Source organism: Staphylococcus sp. GDX7P312P, assembly GCF_008385775.1.
Classification (GTDB): Bacteria; Bacillota; Bacilli; order Staphylococcales; family Staphylococcaceae; genus Staphylococcus; species Staphylococcus haemolyticus.
Genome location: NZ_VUKI01000016.1, coordinates 54,466 through 79,405 on the forward strand (window position 1 = coordinate 54,466; position 24,940 = coordinate 79,405).

The 24,940-nt window shown below is 33.5% G+C and carries 23 protein-coding genes; all 23 read left to right on the plus strand.

Going from position 1 to position 24,940, the window contains the following annotated elements:
• The 23 genes from ftsZ (at position 1) to F1592_RS04930 (ending at position 24,924) form a co-directional block, all read left to right on the plus strand.
• Positions 1-1,182 (plus strand): cell division protein FtsZ, encoded by a 1,182-nt coding sequence (ftsZ, locus tag F1592_RS04820; RefSeq protein ID WP_011276014.1) that lies wholly within the window; start codon positions 1-3, stop codon positions 1,180-1,182.
• Between the two features lie 232 nt (positions 1,183-1,414).
• The gene (pgeF, locus tag F1592_RS04825) at positions 1,415-2,206 is read left to right on the plus strand and encodes a peptidoglycan editing factor PgeF (protein ID WP_053018972.1); all 792 of its coding nucleotides are present in this window, start codon (positions 1,415-1,417) and stop codon (positions 2,204-2,206) included.
• Between the two features lie 98 nt (positions 2,207-2,304).
• Complete coding sequence (locus F1592_RS04830; RefSeq protein ID WP_149809535.1) at positions 2,305-2,973, plus strand: YggS family pyridoxal phosphate-dependent enzyme; 669 nt, start codon at positions 2,305-2,307, stop codon at positions 2,971-2,973.
• 11 nt (positions 2,974-2,984) lie between these two features.
• Positions 2,985-3,578, plus strand: a complete 594-nt coding sequence (locus F1592_RS04835) for a cell division protein SepF (protein WP_011276011.1) — start codon at positions 2,985-2,987, stop codon at positions 3,576-3,578.
• Between the two features lie 12 nt (positions 3,579-3,590).
• Positions 3,591-3,881 (plus strand): YggT family protein, encoded by a 291-nt coding sequence (locus tag F1592_RS04840; RefSeq protein ID WP_053017051.1) that lies wholly within the window; start codon positions 3,591-3,593, stop codon positions 3,879-3,881.
• Positions 3,882-3,922: 41 nt separating this feature from the next.
• Positions 3,923-4,744 (plus strand): YlmH family RNA-binding protein, encoded by an 822-nt coding sequence (locus F1592_RS04845; RefSeq protein WP_223197214.1) that lies wholly within the window; start codon positions 3,923-3,925, stop codon positions 4,742-4,744.
• Positions 4,745-4,786: 42 nt separating this feature from the next.
• The gene (locus F1592_RS04850; RefSeq protein WP_053017052.1) at positions 4,787-5,479 is read left to right on the plus strand and encodes a DivIVA domain-containing protein; all 693 of its coding nucleotides are present in this window, start codon (positions 4,787-4,789) and stop codon (positions 5,477-5,479) included.
• Between the two features lie 225 nt (positions 5,480-5,704).
• A complete protein-coding gene (gene ileS, locus F1592_RS04855) occupies positions 5,705-8,455 on the plus strand; it encodes an isoleucine--tRNA ligase (RefSeq protein ID WP_149809536.1) in 2,751 nt (916 codons plus the stop codon).
• Positions 8,456-8,815: 360 nt separating this feature from the next.
• Positions 8,816-10,321, plus strand: a complete 1,506-nt coding sequence (locus F1592_RS04860) for an NAD(P)H-binding protein (RefSeq protein WP_149809537.1) — start codon at positions 8,816-8,818, stop codon at positions 10,319-10,321.
• A gap of 420 nt (positions 10,322-10,741) precedes the next feature.
• Positions 10,742-11,536: a VOC family protein gene (locus F1592_RS04865; RefSeq protein WP_053017054.1), complete on the plus strand. Its 795-nt coding sequence runs from the start codon at positions 10,742-10,744 to the stop codon at positions 11,534-11,536.
• Between the two features lie 4 nt (positions 11,537-11,540).
• On the plus strand, positions 11,541-12,020 hold the full coding sequence (locus F1592_RS04870) for a CHAP domain-containing protein (RefSeq protein ID WP_011276004.1): 480 nt from the start codon (positions 11,541-11,543) through the stop codon (positions 12,018-12,020).
• 115 nt (positions 12,021-12,135) lie between these two features.
• On the plus strand, positions 12,136-12,612 hold the full coding sequence (gene lspA, locus F1592_RS04875) for a signal peptidase II (protein WP_011276003.1): 477 nt from the start codon (positions 12,136-12,138) through the stop codon (positions 12,610-12,612).
• Positions 12,613-12,623: 11 nt separating this feature from the next.
• The gene (locus tag F1592_RS04880) at positions 12,624-13,541 is read left to right on the plus strand and encodes an RluA family pseudouridine synthase (RefSeq protein ID WP_149809538.1); all 918 of its coding nucleotides are present in this window, start codon (positions 12,624-12,626) and stop codon (positions 13,539-13,541) included.
• A 445-nt stretch (positions 13,542-13,986) separates the two neighbouring features.
• Complete coding sequence (pyrR, locus tag F1592_RS04885) at positions 13,987-14,514, plus strand: bifunctional pyr operon transcriptional regulator/uracil phosphoribosyltransferase PyrR (RefSeq protein ID WP_053017055.1); 528 nt, start codon at positions 13,987-13,989, stop codon at positions 14,512-14,514.
• A 231-nt stretch (positions 14,515-14,745) separates the two neighbouring features.
• Entirely contained in the window at positions 14,746-16,056 is a 1,311-nt protein-coding gene (locus F1592_RS04890) for a uracil-xanthine permease family protein (protein ID WP_037536294.1), read from the plus strand.
• 32 nt (positions 16,057-16,088) lie between these two features.
• Entirely contained in the window at positions 16,089-16,982 is an 894-nt protein-coding gene (locus F1592_RS04895; RefSeq protein WP_037536297.1) for an aspartate carbamoyltransferase catalytic subunit, read from the plus strand.
• A gap of 3 nt (positions 16,983-16,985) precedes the next feature.
• The gene (locus tag F1592_RS04900; protein ID WP_037536299.1) at positions 16,986-18,260 is read left to right on the plus strand and encodes a dihydroorotase; all 1,275 of its coding nucleotides are present in this window, start codon (positions 16,986-16,988) and stop codon (positions 18,258-18,260) included.
• Positions 18,261-19,361 (plus strand): carbamoyl phosphate synthase small subunit, encoded by a 1,101-nt coding sequence (locus F1592_RS04905; protein ID WP_053017056.1) that lies wholly within the window; start codon positions 18,261-18,263, stop codon positions 19,359-19,361.
• Complete coding sequence (gene carB / locus F1592_RS04910) at positions 19,354-22,527, plus strand: carbamoyl-phosphate synthase large subunit (RefSeq protein WP_053017057.1); 3,174 nt, start codon at positions 19,354-19,356, stop codon at positions 22,525-22,527. The genes F1592_RS04905 and carB overlap by 8 nt, the downstream gene beginning before the upstream one ends.
• A 96-nt stretch (positions 22,528-22,623) precedes the next feature.
• A complete protein-coding gene (gene pyrF / locus F1592_RS04915; protein ID WP_011275995.1) occupies positions 22,624-23,316 on the plus strand; it encodes an orotidine-5'-phosphate decarboxylase in 693 nt (230 codons plus the stop codon).
• A gap of 1 nt (position 23,317) precedes the next feature.
• The gene (gene pyrE / locus F1592_RS04920; protein WP_037536306.1) at positions 23,318-23,926 is read left to right on the plus strand and encodes an orotate phosphoribosyltransferase; all 609 of its coding nucleotides are present in this window, start codon (positions 23,318-23,320) and stop codon (positions 23,924-23,926) included.
• Positions 23,927-23,956: 30 nt separating this feature from the next.
• Positions 23,957-24,184, plus strand: coding sequence for a hypothetical protein (locus F1592_RS04925; protein ID WP_223197215.1), 228 nt, complete (start codon positions 23,957-23,959; stop codon positions 24,182-24,184).
• A 335-nt stretch (positions 24,185-24,519) separates the two neighbouring features.
• Positions 24,520-24,924, plus strand: a complete 405-nt coding sequence (locus F1592_RS04930) for a VOC family protein (RefSeq protein WP_011275992.1) — start codon at positions 24,520-24,522, stop codon at positions 24,922-24,924.
• Positions 24,925-24,940 lie beyond the last annotated feature (16 nt).

The following is a 24,940-nucleotide window of genomic DNA, read 5'->3' on the forward strand; positions in this document are numbered from 1 at the left end:
ATGTTAGAATTTGAACAAGGATTTAATCATTTAGCGACATTAAAAGTCATCGGTGTAGGTGGCGGTGGTAACAACGCTGTTAACCGTATGATTGACCATGGCATGAACAATGTAGAATTTATTGCAATTAATACAGACGGACAAGCTTTAAACTTATCTAAAGCAGAATCTAAAATCCAAATTGGTGAGAAATTAACACGCGGACTTGGTGCTGGTGCAAATCCAGAAATTGGCAAAAAAGCAGCTGAAGAGTCACGTGAACAAATTGAAGATGCAATCCAAGGTGCAGATATGGTATTCGTAACTGCTGGTATGGGTGGCGGTACTGGTACAGGTGCTGCACCAGTAGTAGCTAAGATTGCTAAAGAAATGGGTGCATTAACTGTTGGTGTAGTAACACGTCCATTCGGTTTTGAAGGACGTAAACGTTCAACTCAAGCAGCAGCTGGTGTTGAATCTATGAAAGCAGCAGTTGATACACTAATTGTTATCCCTAACGATCGCTTATTAGATATCGTTGATAAATCAACTCCAATGATGGAAGCATTTAAAGAAGCAGACAATGTATTACGTCAAGGTGTTCAAGGTATCTCTGACTTAATCGCTGTATCAGGTGAAGTAAACTTAGACTTTGCTGACGTTAAAACAATTATGTCTAACCAAGGTTCTGCTTTAATGGGTATTGGTGTCTCTTCTGGAGAGAACAGAGCAGTTGAAGCAGCTAAAAAAGCAATTTCATCACCATTACTTGAAACTTCAATCGTTGGTGCTCAAGGTGTGTTAATGAACATCACTGGTGGGGAATCACTATCATTATTTGAAGCTCAAGAAGCGGCTGACATCGTGCAAGATGCTGCAGATGAAGATGTAAATATGATCTTTGGTACAGTTATCAATCCTGAACTACAAGATGAAATCGTAGTAACTGTAATTGCTACTGGTTTTGAAGATAAACCAACTTCACAAGGACGTAAAGCTTCAAGTACTGGTTTCGGAACAAGTGCAACTTCAAGCACTTCAACACAAACAAGTACGCCAAGAGAAGAATCATTCTCTCAAAGCTCATCAAGCTCTCGTTCTTCTGAAAGTGTATCAGAAAGAAGTCATACTACTAAAGATGACGATATTCCTAGCTTTATCAGAAATAGAGAAGAAAGACGTTCTAGAAGAACTAGACGTTAATTGAAAATAAGTTTTGTCTATATTTCGTTGTATGATTAAGTGTATTTATCGTCTTAATCATTCCTAATTGGGAGTAGAACGGCGAATTCACTTGTGGATTCATGTTCGCTCCCTTTTTTATTTACTTTCAAGTAAAGTGAAGATTGTTATATAATATATCTATATTCAATTTTAGAGTAAGCTTTTTAGAAATCGACAAAAATAAAACTTTTAATTAAGGTGGTTTGATCTCGTGTCAGAGAAATTTGTAAAGTATCCCCATCACTTGAAATATGAATCTCAAGACTTGAAGCATGTTAAATTAGGATTCACTACAAGAGAAGGTGGCTATAGTCTATATCCAGAATCATCATTCAATATGGCAAGATATGTGGATGATAATCCTGAAAATATTACTAAACACCAAGAAATGTTGGCGGACGCGATTGGGTTTGAAAGAGCACAATGGGTATTTCCAATTCAAACTCATGAAAATCGAGTAATGGAAATTTCGCAAAGTCATCGTGGAACTAACATCGATACATTAACAGATGATATGTATGGTATTGATGGGATTTATACATATGAACCTGATACGTTATTAACGATGTGCTACGCTGATTGTGTACCAGTTTATTTCTATAGTGAAAAACATCACTATGTAGGATTAGCACATGCTGGCTGGCGAGGTACATATGGTCAAATTGTTAGTGAAATGTTAAAGCAAATTGATTTTGATTATAATGATCTAAAGATTGTAATTGGGCCATCTACATCAACTACATATGAAATTAATGATGATATTAAAACGAAGTTTGAAACATTACCAATTAATGTTAAAGATTATATTGAAACTCGTGGAGAAAATCGACATGGTATTGATTTAAAACGTGCTAATGCGCTATTACTTAATCATTATGGTGTACCATTCGAAAATATATATATAACTGATTATGCTACATCAGAGGATTTATCACTTTTCTTTTCATATCGAGTTGAAAAAGGTCAAACAGGTAGAATGTTGGCTTTTATAGGCCAAAAATAATCTCATTAGATTAGTCATATAAATAATAAATATTTAAATACATATGTATTTATTAGTGATAACTAAACTTAACAAATGGTGAAGAGGTTGAGTAGAATATGGATGTAAAACAAAATTTAAGAAACATTGAAAGTGAAATACAATCACACTTCAAAAATAGTGAAGCGTCTACCTTGCCAAACGTGATTGCAGTAACAAAATATGTTACAATAGACCGTGCTAAAGAAGCTTATGATGCTGGCCTTAGACATTTTGGTGAAAATAGATTAGAAGGCTTTTTAGAGAAGAAATCTGCTTTGCCAAACGATGTTACTATGCACTTTATAGGTTCTTTACAATCTAGAAAAGTAAAAGAAGTCATTAACGAAATTGATTACCTACATGCACTAGATAGACTTAGTTTAGCTAAGGAAATTAATAAAAGAGCGGATCATGAGATTGCCTGCTTCATACAAGTCAATGTCTCAGGAGAAGAATCTAAACATGGTATTGCTTTGAATGAAGTTAATCACTTTATAGAACAAATTGAACAATATGATAAAATAAAAATTGTCGGATTAATGACAATGGCAACTTATACAGAAGACACTACATATATTCGACAGTTATTTAAACAATTACGAGTAAAACGAGATGAAATCAAAAACCTTAATTTAGATTATGCACCATGCGACTATTTATCTATGGGAATGAGTAATGATTATACAATTGCTGTAGAAGAAGGTGCTTCATTTATAAGAATTGGGACTAAACTTGTAGGAGAATAGGAGTGAGCCCCGTGGCTATTAAAGATTTATTTAATAATTTTTTTCTAATGGATGATGAAGAAGAAGTAGAAAGCCCTGAAGAGCGACAACGTCGTGTAGTTCAGAATGAAGAAAATGAAACAAACAATGTTCAACAGAATCAACCGCAACAATCAGAACGTTCATATAGTAATCAAAGTAAATTGAAAACAGTACCACAAAAGAAAACAACAAGAAATTATAACTCAGAAGAAAGGAATGTGCGTATGAATCAACCGCCATCAAAGTCAAACGGCAAAAATGTTGTTACAATGAATCAAACGTCGCAAAGTTATAGTGGTTATGAAAGTTCAAAAATGTGCTTATTCGAGCCACGAGTATTTTCAGATACACAAGATATCGCGGATGAATTAAAAAACCGCCGTGCTACTTTAGTGAATTTACAACGTATTGATAAAATTTCAGCTAAACGCATTATTGATTTCTTAAGTGGAACAGTTTATGCAATTGGTGGAGATATTCAACGTGTAGGTACTGACATATTCCTTTGTACACCTGATAATGTAGAAGTTGCGGGAAGTATTACAGATCATATTGAACAAATGGAATCGCAACACTACGAATAAGGAGAACGTTATATGGATGTAGGTTTACTAGCTACCATTTTTGATTTTATAATTTTTCTAGTTCAAATATATTACTTTGGAATGATTATTTATTTCTTTACATCTTGGGTACCTAATATTAGAGAATCTAACTTCGGTGAAATACTAGGTAAATTATATGAACCATTTTTAGAACCATTTAGAAGGATTATCCCTCCAATAGGGATGATTGATATTTCTTCACTTGTAGCTTTGTTTGTACTTGTATTATTCCAAGCTGGGTTAAGAAGTATCTTTAGTATGATAATAGTTCATTTAATGTAATAATATATGGCGTTTAAGAGGCTGAGACAATACATGAGAGGTTGTTTCAACCTCTTTTATCATTTAATTTAGAATCAGAGAGGTGTAAGATAATCGATATTTATCAGCATTTTAGAGACGAAGAGCAAGGGTTAATAGATCAATTAATAGATAAGTGTGATCAAGTTGAACAGCAGTATGCGCCAATTTTGACAAACTTTCTCGATCCGAGAGGACAATATATACTTGAAGTCATAACAGGCAGTTATGAAGATATGGAAGTGACTTTTTTTGGTGGAGATAACGCAGAGAGAAAACGAGGTCTCATTGCCCCTAATTATTTTGAACCTGGGGAAGCTGACTTTGAAGAAGTATTAATTCAAATCAACTATCCAGAGAAGTTTGTTAATATACAACATCAACATGTCCTAGGAACACTTATGTCATTAGGAATAGAAAGGGAACAAGTTGGTGATATTATTGTCGGCGACAGTATTCAATTTGTTTTGACAAAGCAATTAGAATCGTATATTATGTTGGAATTAACAAAGATAAAAGGTGCTACAGTTAAACTTAATTCTATTCCATTTAAAGATATGATACAATCAGTAGAGAATTGGAAAATTCAAGGTAGTACTGTAAGTGCATTGAGATTAGACGTCGTTTTAAAGGAAATGATTCATAAATCTCGAACAATAGCGAAACAATTAATTGAAAAGAAGCGTGTGAAAGTTAATCACACAATTATTGATTCACCAGATTTTCAAGTTCAAACTAATGATTTATTATCTATTCAAGGATTTGGAAGAGCTCAAATCATTGATATAGGTGGTAGGACTAAAAAAGACAAAATACACATAAATTATCGAACGCTATTTAAGTAATAAATATAAGTCAATTTAATGTTGATTTAAGGAGGATGTAGGATGCCTTTTACACCTAGTGAAATTAAAAATAAAGAATTTACAAAAGTGAAAAATGGTTTAGAACCAGCTGAAGTAAGTGATTACTTAAATCAATTAAGTAATGAAATTGAACGTTTAAAAGAAGAAAAAAAACAGCTTGAAAAAGTAATTGAAGAGAGAGATACTAATATTAAATCTTATCAACAAGTTCATCAATCAGTAAGTGATGCTCTTGTTCAAGCTCAACAAGCTGGAGAAGAGACTAAATTGGCTGCTAATAAAGAAGCTGAAGCTGTTATTAGTAAAGCTCAAGCACAAGCAGATTTGATTGTTAATGACGCTATCGAAAAAGCACGTCATTTATCATTCCAAACTGAAGATATGAAACGTCAATCTAAAATATTCAGATCACGTTTCCGCATGCTAGTTGAAGCTCAATTAGATTTACTTAAAAATGATGATTGGGATTATTTATTAAACTATGATATCGATGCAGAAAAAGTCACACAAGAAAATTTCCAACATTTAAATAGCCAAGACATTACACCTGAAGAACAACTTAGCGCTCAATCTCAACAATCTGAAAGTGTGCTTGCAAGCGAGAGTAATAACAGTACATCAAATTCACTAAGTACAAGTGACGCAACTAGTACAAGTGAGAACGTTACTTCACAATCAAGCGTGAGTCAAAGCGAATCAACATCAAATAAATAATTGTTATAAAATAAGTCAGACAAGTAGGAGATAATAAACTTTTTACAGCGAATTAGGGTTGGTGTAAGCCTAATAAAAGTCTATCTCTTATATCACTGATTTTTACAAAGTAATATTATATATGAGAGAACTCTAAGTTGAGTTAACAAGGGTGGTACCGCGGTAATTCCGTCCCTTTTTAATTGAACTTAGAGTTCTTTTTACATTTAAGGAGTGAAATCAATTATGAACTATAAAGATACTTTATTAATGCCAAAGACTGACTTTCCTATGCGAGGTGGATTGCCAAATAAAGAACCGCAAATCCAAGAACAATGGGAAGCTAACAATCAATACCAAAAAGCATTAGAAAAAAATAAAGGTAACCAATCTTACATCTTACATGATGGACCACCGTATGCGAATGGTAATTTGCATATGGGGCATGCGTTAAACAAAATCATTAAGGATATTATTGTACGTTATAAAACGATGCAAGGTTTTTACGCACCATACGTTCCAGGTTGGGATACACATGGCTTACCAATTGAACAAGCTTTGACTAAAAAGGGCGTAGATCGCAAAAAAATGTCAATTGCTGAATTTAGAGAAAAATGTAAGGAATTTGCGTTAGAACAAATTGAATTACAAAAGAAAGATTTCAAACGCCTTGGTGTACGAGGAGACTTTAATGATCCTTATATCACGCTTAAACCTGAATATGAAGCTGCTCAAATTCGTTTATTTGGTGAGATGGCGGATAAAGGATTAATTTATAAAGGTAAGAAACCAGTTTATTGGTCACCGTCAAGTGAATCATCTTTAGCTGAAGCTGAAATTGAATATCATGATAAACGTTCTGCATCTATCTATGTAGCATTTGACGTGAAAGATACTAAAGGTGTAGTAGATGAGGATGCTCAATTCATTATTTGGACAACTACTCCATGGACTATTCCATCTAACGTAGCGATTACAGTTCATCCTGATTTAAAATATGGTCAATATAATGTGAATGGCAAGAAATATATTATTGCACAAGCATTATCTGAAGATGTAGCAGAAGCTTTAGAATGGGATAAAGATGCCATTCAATTAGAAAAAGAATTTACAGGTAAAGAGTTAGAGTATGTTGAAGCGCAACATCCTTTCTTAGATAGAATCTCACTTGTAATTAATGGTAATCATGTTACAATTGATGCTGGTACAGGTTGTGTTCATACCGCTCCTGGTCATGGTGAAGATGACTATATCGTTGGTCAAAAATATGATTTACCAGTTATTAGTCCTTTAGATGATAAAGGTGTGTTTACTGAAGAAGGTGGACAATTTGAAGGTATGTTTTATGATAAAGCTAACAAAGCAGTTACTGATTTATTAACTGAAAAAGACGCTTTATTAAAACTAAACTTTATTACACATAGTTACCCTCATGATTGGCGTACTAAGAAACCAGTTATTTTCCGTGCTACACCACAATGGTTTGCCTCAATTAATAAAGTAAGACAAGATATTTTAGATGCTATTGAAGAAACAGATTTCAAAGTTGATTGGGGTAAAACACGTATTTACAATATGATCCGTGATCGTGGAGAATGGGTTATTTCTCGTCAACGTGTATGGGGAGTTCCATTACCTGTATTCTATGCCGAGAATGGCGATATCATTATGACGAAAGAAACAGTTAACCACGTAGCTGATTTATTTGAAGAGCATGGTTCAAATATTTGGTTTGAAAAAGAAGCAAAAGACTTATTACCTGAAGGCTTTACACACCCTGGTAGTCCAAATGGTACTTTCACAAAAGAAATGGACATTATGGATGTTTGGTTTGACTCTGGTTCATCACATCGTGGTGTATTAGAAAATCGTCCAGAATTAAGTTTCCCAGCTGATCTATACTTTGAAGGTAGTGACCAATATCGTGGTTGGTTTAACTCTTCAATTACAACTGCTGTAGCAACTAGAGGTCAAGCACCTTATAAATTCTTATTATCACACGGCTTTGTAATGGACGGAGAAGGTAAGAAAATGAGTAAATCACTAGGTAATGTTATTGTTCCTGACCAAGTTGTAAAACAAAAAGGTGCTGACATTGCACGTTTATGGGTAAGCAGTACTGATTATTTAGCAGACGTTCGTATTTCGGATGAAATCTTAAAACAAACTTCTGATGTTTATCGTAAAATTAGAAATACTTTAAGATTTATGGTTGGTAATATTAATGATTTTAATCCTGATACTGATGCAATTCCTGAAGCAGAATTACTTGAAGTCGATCGTTATTTACTAAATCGTTTACGTGAGTTTACTGCTAGCACAATTGAACATTATGATAACTTTGATTATTTAAATATTTATCAAGAAGTACAAAACTTTATTAATGTTGAATTGAGTAATTTCTACTTAGATTACGGTAAAGATATTCTTTATATTGAAGAGAAAAACGCGCATAAACGTCGTAGTATGCAAACTGTTCTATACCAAATCTTAGTTGATATGACTAAATTATTAGCACCTATTTTAGTTCACACAGCTGAAGAAGTTTGGACACACACACCACATGTAAAAGAAGAAAGTGTTCATTTAGCTTACATGCCTAAGGTAGTTGAAGTTGATCAAGCATTGCTTGACAAATGGAATCAATTCATGGCATTACGTGATGATGTAAACCGTGCGTTAGAAGTTGCACGTAATAATAAAGTTATTGGTAAGTCTCTTGAAGCTAAAGTTGTAATTGGTAATAACGACAACTTTAAAGCTGCAGAGTTCTTACAACAATTTGAAGATTTACAACAATTATTCATTGTTTCACAAGTTGAAGTTTCAGATTCTGTAGACAATGCAGAGGCTTATCAACATGGTGATATTAGAATTGACCATGCAGTAGGTGAAAAATGTGAAAGATGTTGGAACTATACTGAAGAATTAGGTTCAGTAGGTGAATTAGAACACTTATGTCCAAGATGCCAAGAAGTAGTTAAAACTTTAGTTTAATAAATATATTATTGAAAACACATGGGACATAAATAATATAATAATCCTATTTTGCAATTTATTGTAGCTGACTGAACTGATAAAACGCTTAAATCAAGCTTTTCTTAGTTCTAGTCATCCTTGTGGGCGGGCCCTAACAAAGAAAATTTCATAAAGAAATTCTACAAGCAAAGCAAGTTGGGAGTTGGACAACGAATTTGAGAAGAATTCAGTCCGACTCCCTTTTTGTATTTACATTTATAATTTATAAGTAAAAATAATGACGATATGCAATGTTTCACTTTTTAATAAAAGGCTATTTAAATAGATATATTAATTAAATCAAGATTATTCGACTATTTAATAATTAGGGGTGAAATCATGAGTAAAATCTTATTAACAGGTGCATCTGGTTATATTGGAGGACATTTAAAAGATCAATTAAAAATGCATCATGATATTATTGCAATTTCAAGAAATACTAGTAACAAAGAAAATGAAGAGAATGTTACTTGGAAAGCTGCTGATTTATTTGATTTAGATGAAATAACAGAAGTAATGGAAGGAGTAGATACTGCAATTTACCTTGTCCATTCTATGATGCCAAACGCCAAGTTAACGCAAGCAAACTTTGAAGATATGGATGCTTTATTAGCAGATAATTTTGCGAGAGCTGCAAAGAAACAAGGCGTTAAACATATTGTATTTATGAGTGGTTTAATTCCAAATGAAGATAAACTATCTGCTCATTTACGTAGTCGTTTGGAATGTGAAAAAATTCTAGGTTCTTATGGTATACCTGTAAGTACATTAAGAGCTGGATTAATTATTGGGGCTAAGGGAAGTTCTTATCCTATTTTAAAACGTTTAGTTGAACGATTGCCTGGTATGGTATTACCTAGTTGGGCATACAATATGATAGCACCAGTTTCAATTAATGATGTAATTAATAAACTGGCATTATTAGTAGAGCGAACACCACAACATAATGAGGCTTTTGACATTACAGGACCCGAAATTATGAATTATAAAGAATTAATACAACGTACAGCATTAGTGCTAAATAAGCGATTACCAATCGTTGATTTACCAATTATACCTATTTGGGTAAGTAGATATTGGGTACAACTCATTTCACAAGTACCTAAAGAAATGGTCTACCCACTTATGAATAGTTTAGTTCATGATATGATTCCGCAACCAGAGCGCACGCATCCTGATATTTCTATTGGAGAGATGACGTATGAAGAAAGTGTGCAACAAGCGCTAGATGAAGAAAATGAAATGAATGAAAATCAAAACAAATCAAAAAAATCATCTAGTTCTAATAGTAAAGAACAAATTAAAGATGTTAGAGCAATATCACGCTTTAGAATTCCAGAAAATTATTCAATGGAAGATGTCTCAAAAACATATGCGAAGTTTATAAATAATATTACGTTACATTTAATTAATGGAACTATAAATGAAAATGAATTTAATATTAGTTTGCCATTTACTAATCAATTTATTTTAAAAATGGAACGTGATATGCAAGATTCTTCTAAAGATATGATTGTTTATAAAATCGTAGGTGGTAATTTAGCATTATCTAATAATGGTGGTAATGCTAGATTTGAATTTAGACGCATCTTGGATTCAAATGAAGCTATTATTGCACTACAAGAATATGAACCGACGTTACCTTGGTCTGTTTATAAGTTTACACAGGCTAATATCCATAAATCTGTAATGGAATTATTTGTTAATCATATGAATAATCTTGCAGATAAAGATAAAGAGGCGACAACACAAAGTGATCAATTGTTTAGTACAATCGCGATGACTGCAGGAGCAGTTATAGGTGCATATGTTGGATCAAAAATTTATCATTTGATTAAAGCCTAAATGACGAAAAATTAGTATTAATTTTAAGCTAAATATAATATACGACTAATAACTTCATAATTAGTGAGAAAAGACAATTTCTATGAATTATTATAGAAATTGCCTTTTCTTTTTTATGATTGAATTAAGATGTATAGCTTTATTAAACTTAAGTGCAACTGCACTTGTGTAAGGCGTTCTTAAATAAATAACAAAACATAGTTGTGAAACTTTTAAGCAAGCATCTCGACTTAAGTGAAATAATGAACCCAATTTCTAAGACACTACTTTAGAAGTTAATAAATTGCAATATACATACAAAGACTGATAAAATTTTATATATTTTAAGATAAAATAGTAGGTATTATTTTCATTGAATTGTATTTTTCATCCAGTAAAAGAAGTAAGTTATATTTAGTCATGCAGTATTAGGAGGCCATAATGTTTCATTCAAAACATTCACATTTTGTAAATGGTATAACTTTAAATGTTAGAAATTTAGCAGACTTAAGACCATTTTATGAAACTATATTGGGATTTGAAGTTATTACAGAAACAAATCATTCTGTTCAGTACGAGATAGGTCAGTCAAATCATTTTTTAACATTAAATGAAGTTATAAATGGTAGGGAACCACTTTTATCTGAAGCAGGATTATTTTATGTAGGTATAATGCTTCCTAATATTACAGATTTAGCCGATTTACTTGTACAAATGACAGACTTTGAAATTCCGGTAAATGGTGGAGAACAAAGTGTTTGTACGTCCCTCTTTTTTGAAGATCCAGAGGGGAATGCGTACAAGTTTTATGTCGACCATGATATGGATTACTGGGGCTACGATAATGAAAATGTAAAGTTAGATATTGAAGCAATCAATGTTCCACGTTTACTAACAAATGTATCAGATCAAACTTGGCAAGGGATTCCTAAAGGCACTAAAATAGGAAATTTATCACTTAAAACGATACGTATGTCAGAGGTTGAATCTTATTATTTAAGATATTTTGGACTTGAACCATCTGCGTATTTAGATAAGTTTTCACTCTATATGTCTTCAAATCAATACTATCATCATTTGGCTGTTAATCAATGGTTATCAAGTACTAAACGTGTGATGAATAACGTAACATATGGTCTTGCTTTAATTGATTATTATTATCCCGAAACACCGCATATTGATGTTAAAGGTCCAGATGGGCTTTATTTTAGATTTAATTTTATAGAAGTAGTGTGATTTAATGAAGAAATTTATACTTATAATGGTTTTAGGAAGTGCACTTTTCACTGGTGGAGCGATATATGATGGAATTGATAATCAAGATATGACGCAACCGACAATTCATTTTTGGGAAAAGAACCCAATGAAATTAAACTTATATGCTAAAGGCCAATGTACGTATTATGTGTTTGATAGAATTAGACAAGATGGCAATATGATTAGTAATAGATGGGGAGATGCCAAATATTGGGCTAATGAAGCAAGCAAAGAAGGATATAAAGTTAATGATAATCCAAGTGTTGGTTCAATCCTTCAATATCCAAAAGGTCAACATGGTCATGTTGCATATGTAGACAAAGTTAATCATGATGGCTCGTTAACCGTTTTTGATATGAATTATCGTAAACCATATGAAGTTACTAAGCGCACAGTTTACGAATACCAAGTAGATGAATTTAATTATATTCATCCTAAGAAAAATCAAAGTGAAAATGCATAATGAACTACAGTTACTAATATCATCATCTATTTGTAACTGTAGCTTTTTTTATATAGAGGAGTAAGCTATAATGTAGAGTGTTGTCAAAGTGTAGTGTGTGAATGGAGGCACGTGAATGAAAAAGAAATATTATATAACCATATCTTTAATAGTAGCAATCGCTATATTAATTATTGACCAAGTCACAAAACGGATTATTGCTACAACAATGAATATTGGTGATTCATATGAAGTTATTCCTAATTTTTTAAATATAACATCACATAGAAACAATGGTGCGGCATGGGGAATTCTTAGTGGTAAAATGGGATTCTTTTATATTATTACGATAGTTATTCTCATCGTACTTGTACTATTTTATATTAAAGAAGCAAAGTATAATCTATTTATGCAAGTTGCAATAAGTTTACTATTTGCAGGTGCATTAGGTAACTTTATTGATCGATTAGTTAATGGTGAAGTAGTTGATTTTGTTGATACTAATATTTTTGGATATGATTTCCCAATATTTAATGTTGCGGATTCAAGTTTAACAATAGGTGTATTGTTCATAATCATTGCCTTACTTAAAGATGCGAATTCAAAAGAATAGGAGGCTATAATTTGAAAACACATGAATTTAAAATTGAAAACCAAGAACTTGTTGGACAGCGTATTGATAAATTATTACCTGAATTCAATAATGAATGGTCTAGAAGTCAAATTCAAGATTTGATTAAAGAAGATTTAGTTACAGTTAACGAAAAAGTGATTAAGTCTAATTACAAAGTTAAATTAAATGATCTTATTATCGTTACAGAGAAGGAAGTTGTCGAAGCCGATATTCAGCCAGAGAACCTAAATTTAGATATCTATTATGAAGATGAAGATGTAGCGATAGTTTATAAATCTAAAGGCATGGTAGTACATCCATCACCAGGTCATTATTCTGGTACATTAGTTAATGGCTTAATGTACCAAATTAAAGATTTATCTGGAATTAATGGTGAAATTCGCCCAGGTATAGTTCATCGTATTGATAAAGATACTTCAGGGTTATTAATGGTTGCCAAAAATGATATTGCTCATAGAGGGTTAGTGGAACAATTAATGGATAAATCCGTTAAAAGAAAATATACCGCTTTAGTACATGGAAATATTCCACATGATTATGGCACGATTGATGCGCCTATCGGACGTAACGAGAAAGATCGACAATCAATGGATGTCGTTGATAACGGTAAAGAAGCGGTTACACACTTTAATGTTTTAGAACATTTTAATGATTACACATTAATTGAATGTCAATTAGAGACAGGGCGTACGCACCAAATTCGTGTTCATATGAAATATATTGGTTTCCCACTTGTAGGAGATCCAAAGTATGGTCCACGAAAAACACTTGATATTGGTGGACAAGCATTACATGCAGGTGTTATAGGATTTGAACACCCTGTTACTCATGAATACATTGAACGTCAAGCAGAACTGCCTAAAGAATTTGAAACACTTTTAGAAGATATTCGCTTAAGAGATGCATAAGAAGAGAATAGTTTGGTAGCCCGCAAAGTTTCAACGCTTTGTGGGTATTTTTTCTAATTTCACATTTAATCAATGATTCTTTAAAATGTATTTTTCGAAAAGTTAGACTAATTTTTTAGTATTTCTCAAATTCGATTAACTGCAGTAAAAGTATTATTTATTTACAATTGATAATTTTAAAAATTGCATTGACTTATAGCTCAAAAAGTTTTAAGCTAGTAACAGTTCAAAAAAGAAATCGGTGTCTTTAAAAGAGAGTCCAGAGAGGCTTCAAAGACAATGAGTATAATTCTATATACTTTCTTACAATAATTCAGCGAAATATATGAATTATTTTATTAGAATGGCTTTATCATGTAATGTATAACGTTACATGTGCGTATATAAATTTGCCCTCATGTCTTTGAAAAAGGCATGAGGGTTTTTAATTTTAAGAGGTGAGATAATGTCTGAGCGAATCATCATGGATGAAGCTGCAATACAACGTACTGTAACGCGTATGGCACATGAAATTCTTGAATATAACAAAGGTACAGAAAATCTTGTGTTACTCGGAATTAAAACGAGAGGCGAATTTTTAGCAAGACGTATACAAGACAAAATCAATCAAATTGAACAAAAAACAGTTCCAACAGGTACAATTGACATTACACATTTTCGAGATGATATTGAAATTGCTAACAAGCAAATTACTCAAGATGCAATAGAAATTGATGCTGATATTAACGATAAGGTAGTCGTCATCATTGATGATGTACTTTATACAGGAAGAACTGTTAGAGCTTCATTAGATGCAATTCTGCTTCATTCTCGACCGATTAAAATTGGCTTAGCCGCACTTGTAGATCGAGGACATCGAGAATTACCAATAAGAGCAGATTTTGTAGGGAAAAACATACCAACTTCTAAAGAAGAATCTGTTTTAGTGTATTTAAACGAAAAAGATTCACAGAATGCAGTAATAATTGAATAAAGACCTTTTAAATCAGTACGAGAGACTGAAAAAGGTAAAGTATTCAAAAGTGAGTGTAGGTTACGATGATAGAATAGTAAGTACTAATAACCATCTCACTATTATTGAATGCTTTGTCACGTAGATACGGATAACGATAAGTATGAGTGCTTATCTGTATGTTTACTACGATTTTTTAGTCTCTTTACATTTAAATGTAAAGAGACTTTTTTTATGAAAGGAAGAAAAAAGATGGAAAATGAACAAATGTTTGAACGCACCGTCAAACCGGTGTTAGACGTACAAGACAAACCTAAACCAACACAATGGGCGCTACTGAGTTTGCAACATTTATTTGCAATGTTTGGTTCTACAGTATTAGTGCCATTCCTAACTGGCTTGCCAATATCAGCTGCTTTACTTGCATCTGGGATAGGAACATTGCTTTATATATTAATTACTAAGGCAAAGATTCCAGCATATTTAGGATCAAGTTTCGCATTTATCACACCAATTATTACTGGATTAAGCACACATAGCTTAGGAGACATGTTAGTAGCACTATTCGCTAGTGGCGTAATGTATGTCATCATCGGTATCCTAATCAAAATCAGTGGTACAGGATGGTTAATGCATATACTTCCACCGGTAGTAGTAGGACCAGTAATCATGGTAATTGGATTAAGTTTAGCACCAACAGCAGTTAATATGGCAATGTACGAGAACTCAGGAGATATGAAAGGGTACAATTTAAGCTATCTGGTTGTCGCGCTTATTACATTACTTGTAACAATAATTGTGCAAGGGTTCTTCAAAGGTTTCTTATCACTTATACCGGTACTTATTGGTATCATTGTTGGCTATATTGTTTCAATATTTATGGGATTAGTTAACTTTTCGAATATTGCTAAAGCAAACTGGATTGATTTTCCACATATCTATTTACCATTCAAAGATTATGTGCCATCGATACACCTTGGTTTAATACTCGTTATGTTACCAATCGTTTTCGTAACCGTAAGTGAGCATATCGGTCACCAAATGGTTATCAACAAAATCGTAGGTAGAAACTTCTTCGAGGATCCAGGTTTACATCGCTCAATAATCGGAGATGGTGTTTCAACAATGTTCGCTAGTATTATTGGTGGTCCACCAAGCACAACATACGGCGAAAACATCGGTGTACTAGCAATAACAAAGATTTACAGTATCTATGTTATTGGCGGTGCAGCGGTTATAGCGATTGTCTTATCATTTATTGGTAAGTTCTCAGCGTTGATTTCTTCAATACCGACACCGGTAATGGGCGGCGTGTCCATCCTATTGTTCGGTATTATAGCAGCAAGTGGACTAAGAATGTTAGTTGAAAGTAACATTGATTTTGCAAGCAACCGCAACCTAGTAATCGCATCAGTCATCTTAGTAGTAGGTATAGGTAACTTACTCATCAATTTAAAAGGTTTAGGTGTAAACCTTCAAATCGAAGGTATGGCACTAGCAGCACTTTCAGGTATTATCTTAAATTTAATTTTGCCAAAAGAAAAACAGGATTCAAAAAACTAATTTAACAAGGATTATTTATCAGGAGGCGCTTTATGAATAACTTATTATCTATGGAACATTTATCTAACGAGGACATTTACGATTTAATTCAAACAGCTTGTGATTACAAATCAGGAAAGCAAACATTACCACAATTCGAAGGGAAGTTTGTTTCTAATTTATTCTTCGAAAATTCAACTCGAACAAAGTGTAGCTTTGAAGTAGCAGAACAAAAATTAGGACTTAAAGAAGTTAATTTTGAAACAAGTACTTCATCAGTACAAAAAGGCGAATCACTGTATGATACATGTAAAACACTTGAAAGTATAGGTGTTGATTTACTAGTAATCAGACATTCTCAAAATGCATACTATGAAGAATTAGAAAATCTTAATATTCCGATTGCTAATGCTGGAGATGGTAGTGGTCAACATCCTACACAAAGTCTGTTAGATATTATGACAATCTATGAGGAATATGGTTCATTTGAAGGATTAAACATTTTAATATGTGGTGATATTAAAAATTCACGTGTAGCGCGAAGTAATTTCATAAGTCTAACTTCATTAGGCGCAAATGTAATGTTCTCAAGTCCAGATGAATGGGTGGACGACTCATTAGATGCACCATATGTTCAAATTGATGATGTCATCGACCAAGTAGATATTGTTATGTTGTTACGTGTTCAACATGAACGTCATGGTATTACTGGAGAAGCTAATTTCGAGGCAAATGATTACCATGAACAATATGGTTTGACAATGGATAGATACAATAAGTTAAAAGATAAAGCAATCGTAATGCACCCTGCACCAGTTAACAGAGGAGTAGAAATCGATAGTGAATTAGTTGAAGCACCAAAGGCACGAATTTTTAAACAAATGACTAATGGCATGTATTTAAGAATGTCAGTAATCAATAAACTATTATCAGGAAAAGAGGCGTAAACATTGAAATTAATTAAAAATGCTCAAATTTTAGATAACGGTGAACTTAAACAAGCATCCATTTTAATAGATGGTCAGCACATCAAAGAAATTAACAATAACATTGAAGTAGATGAAAATGTTGAAGTAATTGATGCACAAGGTCATTTTGTAGCACCAGGTTTAATCGATGTTCATGTTCATTTACGTGAGCCTGGTGGGGAACATAAGGAGACAATTGAAACAGGTACAAAAGCTGCAGCACGTGGAGGATTCACAACTGTATGTCCAATGCCTAATACACGTCCAGTACCAGACTCAGTTGAACATATGGATCGATTACAACAATTAATACAAGATAATGCGCAAGTCCGTGTATTACCATATGCTTCAATAACTGTGCGTCAAGCTGGAAAAGAACATGTTGACTTTGATGCATTAGCAAAGCAAGGTGCGTTTGCTTTCACTGACGACGGCGTTGGTGTGCAGGAATCAGCAATGATGTATGAAGCAATGCAACAAGCTGCAAAGGTCAACAAAGCAGTTGTAGCACATTGTGAAGATAATAGTTTAATTTATGGCGGTGCTATGCACCAAGGTAAACGTAGTGAAGAACTTGGTATACCTGGTATTCCAAATATTTGTGAAGCGGTACAAATAGCAAGAGATGTATTATTAGCTGAAGCAGCTAACTGTCATTATCATGTATGTCACGTATCGACAAAAGAGAGTGTCAGAGCTATTCGTGATGCTAAAGCAGCAGGTATTCATGTGACGGCTGAAGTTACACCACATCATTTACTGTTAACTGAAGATGATGTTCCAGGGGATAATGCAATCTATAAAATGAATCCTCCTTTAAGAAGTAAAGAAGATAGAGACGCATTATTAGAAGGATTATTAGATGGCACAATTGATTGTATCGCAACAGACCATGCACCACATGCTAAAGAAGAGAAAGCACAGCCAATGACTAAAGCACCATTTGGCATAGTAGGAAGTGAAACAGCTTTCCCATTACTTTACACGCATTTTGTAAAAAATGGTGACTGGTCATTACAACAATTAGTTGACTACCTAACAATTAAACCAGCACAAACATTTGATTTACCTTATGGCAAATTGGAAGAAGGTTGCTTTGCTGACTTAACGATTATCAATTTAGATGAAGAACGTGAAATCAAAGGTGAAGATTTCTTATCTAAAGCAGACAACACACCATTCATTGGTTACAAAGTTTATGGTAATCCAATTTTAACAATGGTAGAAGGCGAAGTTAAATTTAAGGAGGATAAATAAATGCTTGAGCGACGTTATCTTGTATTAGAGGATGGGACTTATTATGAAGGGTATCAATTAGGATCTAATGATTTATCTGTGGGAGAAATCGTATTTAACACAGCGATGACTGGATACCAAGAGACGATATCAGACCCTTCATATACTGGTCAAATCATTACATTCACATACCCATTAATCGGTAATTACGGTATCAATAGAGATGACTTCGAGGCACTAACACCAACTTTGAATGGTGTAGTAGTGAAAGAAGCAAGCACACATCCTAGTAACTTTAGAAACCAAAAGACGTTACATGATGTGCTTGTTCAATACAAGATACCTGGCATTTCAGGTGTAGATACACGTAGCATCACACGTAAAATTAGACAACACGGTGTTTTAAAAGCTGGGTTTACTGATAACCGAGATGACATTGATTCATTAATTAACACATTAAAAAGTACTGAATTACCTCGCGATGAGGTGGAAACAGTATCTACTAAAACACCTTATGTTTCAACAGGTTCAGACTTGAGTGTAGTCTTATTAGACTTTGGTAAAAAACAAAATATTGTCAGAGAATTAAATATGCGTGGCTGTAACGTAACTGTAGTACCATATAACACCACTGCTGAAGAAATATTAGCCATGTCACCAGATGGTGTCATGTTATCAAATGGTCCTGGTGATCCAGATGTTGTAGAGGTTGCAATAGAAATGATTAAAGGTATTTTAGGTGAAATTCCATTCTTTGGAATTTGCTTAGGACATCAATTATTTGCATTATCTCAAGGTGCAACATCATTTAAAATGAAATTCGGTCATCGTGGCGCTAATCATCCCGTAAAAGACTTACGTAGTGGGAAAGTTGATATTACAAGTCAAAACCATGGTTATGCTATCGATAAAAATTCATTGGTAAATACTGACTTAGAAGTAACTCATATTGCACTTAATGATGGTACTGTTGAAGGATTAAGACATAAAAGCTTGCCAGCATTCTCTGTACAATATCATCCTGAAGCAAGACCAGGTCCAAGTGACTCAAATTATTTATTCGATGAATTTATGACTATGATGAAAGAATTTAAAGAAAAGGAGCAAACAGCAAATGCCTAAACGTGACGATATACAAACGATTCTAGTGATTGGATCAGGTCCAATTATCATCGGACAAGCTGCAGAATTTGATTACGCAGGTACACAAGCGTGTCTTGCCTTAAAAGAAGAAGGCTACCGTGTCATATTAGTAAATTCTAATCCAGCAACAATTATGACGGATAAAGAAATTGCAGATAAAGTTTATATCGAACCGTTAACACACGACTTTATTGCACGTATCATACGTAAAGAACAACCTGATGCATTGCTACCAACTTTAGGTGGTCAAACAGGATTAAATATGGCTATTCAATTACATGATAGTGGTGTATTAGAGGCTAATAATGTGAAATTACTTGGTACAGAATTAAAGTCAATTCAACAAGCAGAAGATAGAGAGCTATTTAGATCATTAATGAATGATTTGAATGTACCTGTTCCTGAAAGCGATATTGTGAATACTGTTGAACAAGCATTTGCATTCAAAGATGAAGTAGGTTATCCACTCATCGTTCGTCCAGCATTTACTATGGGCGGTACAGGTGGTGGCATATGCTACAATGATGAAGAATTAAAAGAAGTAGTGAGTAATGGATTGCATTACAGCCCAGCTACACAATGCTTAATTGAAAAGTCAATTGCTGGTTTCAAAGAAATCGAGTATGAAGTAATGCGCGATAAAAATGACAATGCTATTGTGGTTTGTAATATGGAGAATATAGATCCTGTAGGTATTCATACAGGTGACTCTATCGTAGTTGCGCCAAGTCAAACATTATCAGATGTTGAATATCAAATGTTACGTGATGTATCTTTAAAAGTAATTAGAGCATTAGGTATTGAAGGAGGATGTAATGTTCAACTTGCATTAGATCCACATTCATTTAATTACTACATTATTGAAGTGAATCCACGTGTATCTCGTTCATCAGCGCTTGCATCTAAAGCAACTGGATATCCAATAGCGAAATTAGCTGCGAAGATTGCAGTGGGCTTAACATTGGATGAAATGCTAAACCCAGTTACAGGCACATCATATGCAGCCTTTGAACCAACACTAGATTATGTTATTTCCAAAATTCCAAGATTCCCATTTGATAAATTTGAAAAGGGTGAACGTGAATTAGGTACTCAAATGAAAGCCACTGGTGAAGTAATGGCTATAGGACGTACATATGAAGAATCTTTATTAAAAGCGATACGTTCACTTGAATACGGTGTACATCATTTAGGTTTACCAAATGGAGAGAGTTTTGACTTAGATTATATTAAGGAACGCATCAGTCATCAAGATGATGAAAGACTCTTCTTTATAGGTGAAGCAATTAGACGTGGTACAACACTTGAAGAAATACACAATATGACGCAAATCGATTATTTCTTCTTAAATAAATTCCAAAATATCATTAATATTGAACATGAATTAAAAAATCACCCAGGAGATTTGGAATATCTTAAATATGCTAAAGATTATGGATTTAGTGATAGAGTAATAGCACATCGGTTCGACATGACAGAATCAGAAGTATATCAATTACGCCAAGATAATAATATTAAACCAGTATACAAAATGGTTGATACTTGTGCTGCAGAGTTTGAATCAACAACGCCATACTACTATGGCACATATGAAACTGAAAATGAGTCAATTGTAACTGATAAAGAGAAAATCTTAGTGCTTGGTTCAGGTCCTATTCGTATTGGACAAGGGGTAGAATTTGACTATGCTACTGTACACGCTGTATGGGCAATCCAAAATGCTGGATATGAGGCAATTATCGTGAATAATAACCCTGAAACAGTATCTACTGACTTTTCAATTTCAGATAAGTTATACTTTGAACCGCTAACTGAAGAAGATGTGATGAACATTATTAATTTAGAACAACCTAAAGGTGTTGTAGTTCAATTTGGTGGTCAAACAGCAATTAACTTAGCAGATAAACTAGCTAAACATGGTGTCAAAATATTAGGTACGTCTTTAGAAGATTTAAATCGTGCTGAGGATAGAAAAGAATTCGAAGCGTTATTGCATACGATTGATGTACCTCAACCTAAAGGTAAGACTGCAACTTCTCCAAGTGAGGCACTAACGAATGCACGTGAAATTGGTTATCCTGTAGTTGTAAGACCATCTTATGTCCTCGGTGGTCGCGCAATGGAAATTGTGAATAGCGATGCAGAATTAGAAAATTATATGGAGCAAGCTGTTAAAGCTAGCCCTGAGCACCCAGTGTTAGTTGATAGATACTTAACAGGTAAAGAGATAGAAGTCGATGCAATTTCAGATGGAGAAACAGTTATCATTCCAGGTATTATGGAACATATAGAACGTGCTGGTGTGCATAGTGGTGACTCAATAGCTGTATATCCGCCTCAAACGTTAAGTCAAGAAGATATCGATACGCTAGAGGATTATACTATCAAATTAGCAAAAGGGTTGAACATCGTTGGTCTAATTAATATTCAGTTTGTTATTGCACATGACGGTGTTTACGTATTAGAAGTAAACCCTCGTGCAAGTCGTACCGTACCTTTCTTAAGTAAAATTACCGATATTCAAATGGCACAACTAGCGATGCAAGCTATTATTGGTACCCGTCTTAAAGACTTAGGCTATAAACAAGGTGTACAACCTTATTCAGAGGGTGTGTTTGTTAAAGCACCAGTATTTAGTTTTAATAAACTAAAAAATGTTGATGTGACATTGGGACCAGAAATGAAATCTACCGGTGAAGTTATGGGTAAAGATTTAACTTTAGAAAAAGCACTTTACAAAGGATTAACAGGTAGTGGTGTAGAAGTTAAAGATCACGGTACTGTTCTTATGACAGTAAGTGATAAAGATAAAGATGAAATTGTTAAAATAGCACACCGTTTAAATGAAGTGGGCTATAAAATTTTAGCAACTCAAGGTACTGCGGAAAAATTAAAAGAAGACAACATTCCAGTTGAAGTTGTAGGCAAAATTGGTGGCGACGATGATTTACTAACACGTATACAAAATGGCGAAGTACAAATTGTCATTAATACGATGACTAAGGGTAAAGAAGTAGAAAGAGACGGGTTCCAAATTCGTCGTACAACAGTTGAGAATGGTGTGCCTTGTCTAACTTCATTAGATACGGCTAATGCTTTAACAAATGTAATTGAAAGTATGACATTTTCAATGAGAACTATGTAGATTTACAACTTGAGAACGACAAGGGCGTTATAAGTCAGTGGATATTTTTAAACTGATTATGGCGACCAAGTCGTTCATTTTCAAAGGAGCTATAATATGAAAGATTTACCTATCATAGCATTAGATTTCGAATCGGCAACTAAAGTTAATACATTCTTGGACCAATTTGATGAACCACTTTTCGTGAAAATTGGAATGGAACTTTTCTATCAAGCGGGTCCCGATTTGATTAAATCGATTAAATCTCGTGGCCATGACATATTCTTAGATTTGAAGCTACATGATATTCCAAACACGGTTGAAAAAGCAATGGAAGGCTTAGGAAAGTTAGATGTAGACTTAGTTAATGTGCATGCAGCTGGAGGTACAGATATGATGAAAGCTGCAGTAAGGGGTTTGCACAAATATAGTAATGATACAAAGATCATTGCTGTGACGCAATTAACATCTACAACAGAAGAAATGCTACGTAATGAACAAAACATTCAGACGACGATTGAAGAAGCAGTGTTAAACTATGCTACTTTAACACAACAAGCTGGTCTTGATGGTGTGGTTTGTTCTCCACTTGAAGCAGAATTGCTAACAAACAAATTAGGTTCTAATTTCTTAAAAGTCACACCAGGTATTAGACCACAAGGTGCAGCTGTAGATGATCAAAAACGTATTACTACACCTGAAGATGCTAAACAATTAGGGGCAACACATATCGTAGTTGGGCGACCAATAACCCAAAGCGAGAATCCTGTGGAAAGTTATCATACTATTAAAGAAAGTTGGTTAGGTTAATATGGCTAAAGAAATAGCAAAATCTTTGTTAGATATTGAAGCAGTAACATTATCTCCGAATGACTTATATACGTGGAGTTCAGGTATCAAATCTCCTATCTACTGTGATAACCGCGTAACATTAGGTTATCCTGAAGTGCGACGTGCCATTCGTGATGGTTTAAGTCAAATGATTATTGAACAATTTGGTGACGTAGATATTGTTTCTGGTACAGCCACAGCAGGTATTCCTCATGCCGCTTACATCTCTGAAAAGTTAAATTTACCTATGAATTATGTTCGTTCTAAAAGTAAAAGTCATGGTAAACAAAATCAAATTGAAGGAGCAGTAAGTAAAGGGAAGAAAGTGGTAGTAGTAGAAGATTTAATTTCTACAGGTGGATCTTCAATTACAGCAGTTGAAGCTTTAAAGGAAGCTGGTGCTGATGTTTTAGGTGTCGTTGCCATTTTCACTTATGGCTTAAAGAAAGCAGATGACATGTTTAATGAAATTAATGTTCCATTTTATACATTAAGTAATTATAATGAGTTAATTGAAGTGGCTCGTGAAGAAGGAAAAATTTCTGAGAATGATATACAGACTTTAGTTGAATGGAGAGATAACTTGTAATATGCTATGTCAAAAGGGGGATTGATTGTGATGACTGATAGTGAGGTCAACCGTTTCTATAACAATATGAAACATGTTAACGAATTCTTATATAGAGAAGAAGATTTTAAATCCCCGGATAACACAATGTCGATTGACAATAGTATTAGAGAAATGAGTGGAACTCAGTCAAAAGTGAGTATGGATTCATTTGTGCATACGAGTGATTTCTTTAAAAAAGCTAAAGAAACGTTAAGACAAAAAGGCAAAATAGATTAAAAACGTGGTATATATGACAAATACTTTTTCATAAATAGTTAAAAAGTAGTCATATATTCCACGTTTTTGTTTATAAAAAGAAAATATAAAACAATAAATTAGCGAATAAAAATTTTAATTAATACCCATCCGATAAGTAAGACAATAAGCATAGATAAAATCGGTATAATAAGATGCATCATAATAGAAAGCCTCCAATTGAACTTTAGTTTAATTTTAACTTGAAAATAGTATAAGTCAAAAATTTAGATTAAAAGAATCAAATATTCAAATTTTTTCAAAATAATTAAAATTAGTCTAAAATAAGTATTAAAGATATAGAGAGGGGAATTATTGTGGAAATACCGAAAATAACAACATTTCTAATGTTTAATAATCAAGCAGAAGAAGCTATAAATTTATATACGAGTCTATTTGAAAACAGTGAAATTTTAACTATGGTGAAGTATGGTGAAGAGGGACCAGGCGTTCCTGGAACAGTACAACATTCTATATTTACGTTGAATGGACAAGTATTTATGGCAATCGATGCTGATAATGGAGAAGATTTACCGATGAATCCATCCATTTCTTTATATATAACTGTTGATAATGCCATGGAAATGGAACGACTATTTAATGGTTTGAAGAAAGAAGGCGCTATATTGATGCCTAAAACTGCAATGCCACCATTCCGCGAATTCGCATGGGTGCAAGATAAATTTGGCGTTAGTTTTCAACTCGCGTTGCCTGAAAAATAAAAAATAGGATTAGAAC

Coding starts and splice junctions, on each gene's coding strand:
- ftsZ (WP_011276014.1), top strand. CDS start 1: ATGTTAGAATTTGAACAAGGATTTAATCATTTAGCGACATTAAAAGTC.
- F1592_RS04830 (WP_149809535.1), top strand. CDS start 2,305: ATGGATGTAAAACAAAATTTAAGAAACATTGAAAGTGAAATACAATCA.
- F1592_RS04840 (WP_053017051.1), top strand. CDS start 3,591: ATGGATGTAGGTTTACTAGCTACCATTTTTGATTTTATAATTTTTCTA.
- F1592_RS04850 (WP_053017052.1), top strand. CDS start 4,787: ATGCCTTTTACACCTAGTGAAATTAAAAATAAAGAATTTACAAAAGTG.
- ileS (WP_149809536.1), top strand. CDS start 5,705: ATGAACTATAAAGATACTTTATTAATGCCAAAGACTGACTTTCCTATG.
- F1592_RS04860 (WP_149809537.1), top strand. CDS start 8,816: ATGAGTAAAATCTTATTAACAGGTGCATCTGGTTATATTGGAGGACAT.
- F1592_RS04865 (WP_053017054.1), top strand. CDS start 10,742: ATGTTTCATTCAAAACATTCACATTTTGTAAATGGTATAACTTTAAAT.
- F1592_RS04870 (WP_011276004.1), top strand. CDS start 11,541: ATGAAGAAATTTATACTTATAATGGTTTTAGGAAGTGCACTTTTCACT.
- lspA (WP_011276003.1), top strand. CDS start 12,136: ATGAAAAAGAAATATTATATAACCATATCTTTAATAGTAGCAATCGCT.
- pyrR (WP_053017055.1), top strand. CDS start 13,987: ATGTCTGAGCGAATCATCATGGATGAAGCTGCAATACAACGTACTGTA.
- F1592_RS04890 (WP_037536294.1), top strand. CDS start 14,746: ATGGAAAATGAACAAATGTTTGAACGCACCGTCAAACCGGTGTTAGAC.
- F1592_RS04895 (WP_037536297.1), top strand. CDS start 16,089: ATGAATAACTTATTATCTATGGAACATTTATCTAACGAGGACATTTAC.
- F1592_RS04905 (WP_053017056.1), top strand. CDS start 18,261: ATGCTTGAGCGACGTTATCTTGTATTAGAGGATGGGACTTATTATGAA.
- carB (WP_053017057.1), top strand. CDS start 19,354: ATGCCTAAACGTGACGATATACAAACGATTCTAGTGATTGGATCAGGT.
- pyrF (WP_011275995.1), top strand. CDS start 22,624: ATGAAAGATTTACCTATCATAGCATTAGATTTCGAATCGGCAACTAAA.
- pyrE (WP_037536306.1), top strand. CDS start 23,318: ATGGCTAAAGAAATAGCAAAATCTTTGTTAGATATTGAAGCAGTAACA.
- F1592_RS04925 (WP_223197215.1), top strand. CDS start 23,957: ATGACTGATAGTGAGGTCAACCGTTTCTATAACAATATGAAACATGTT.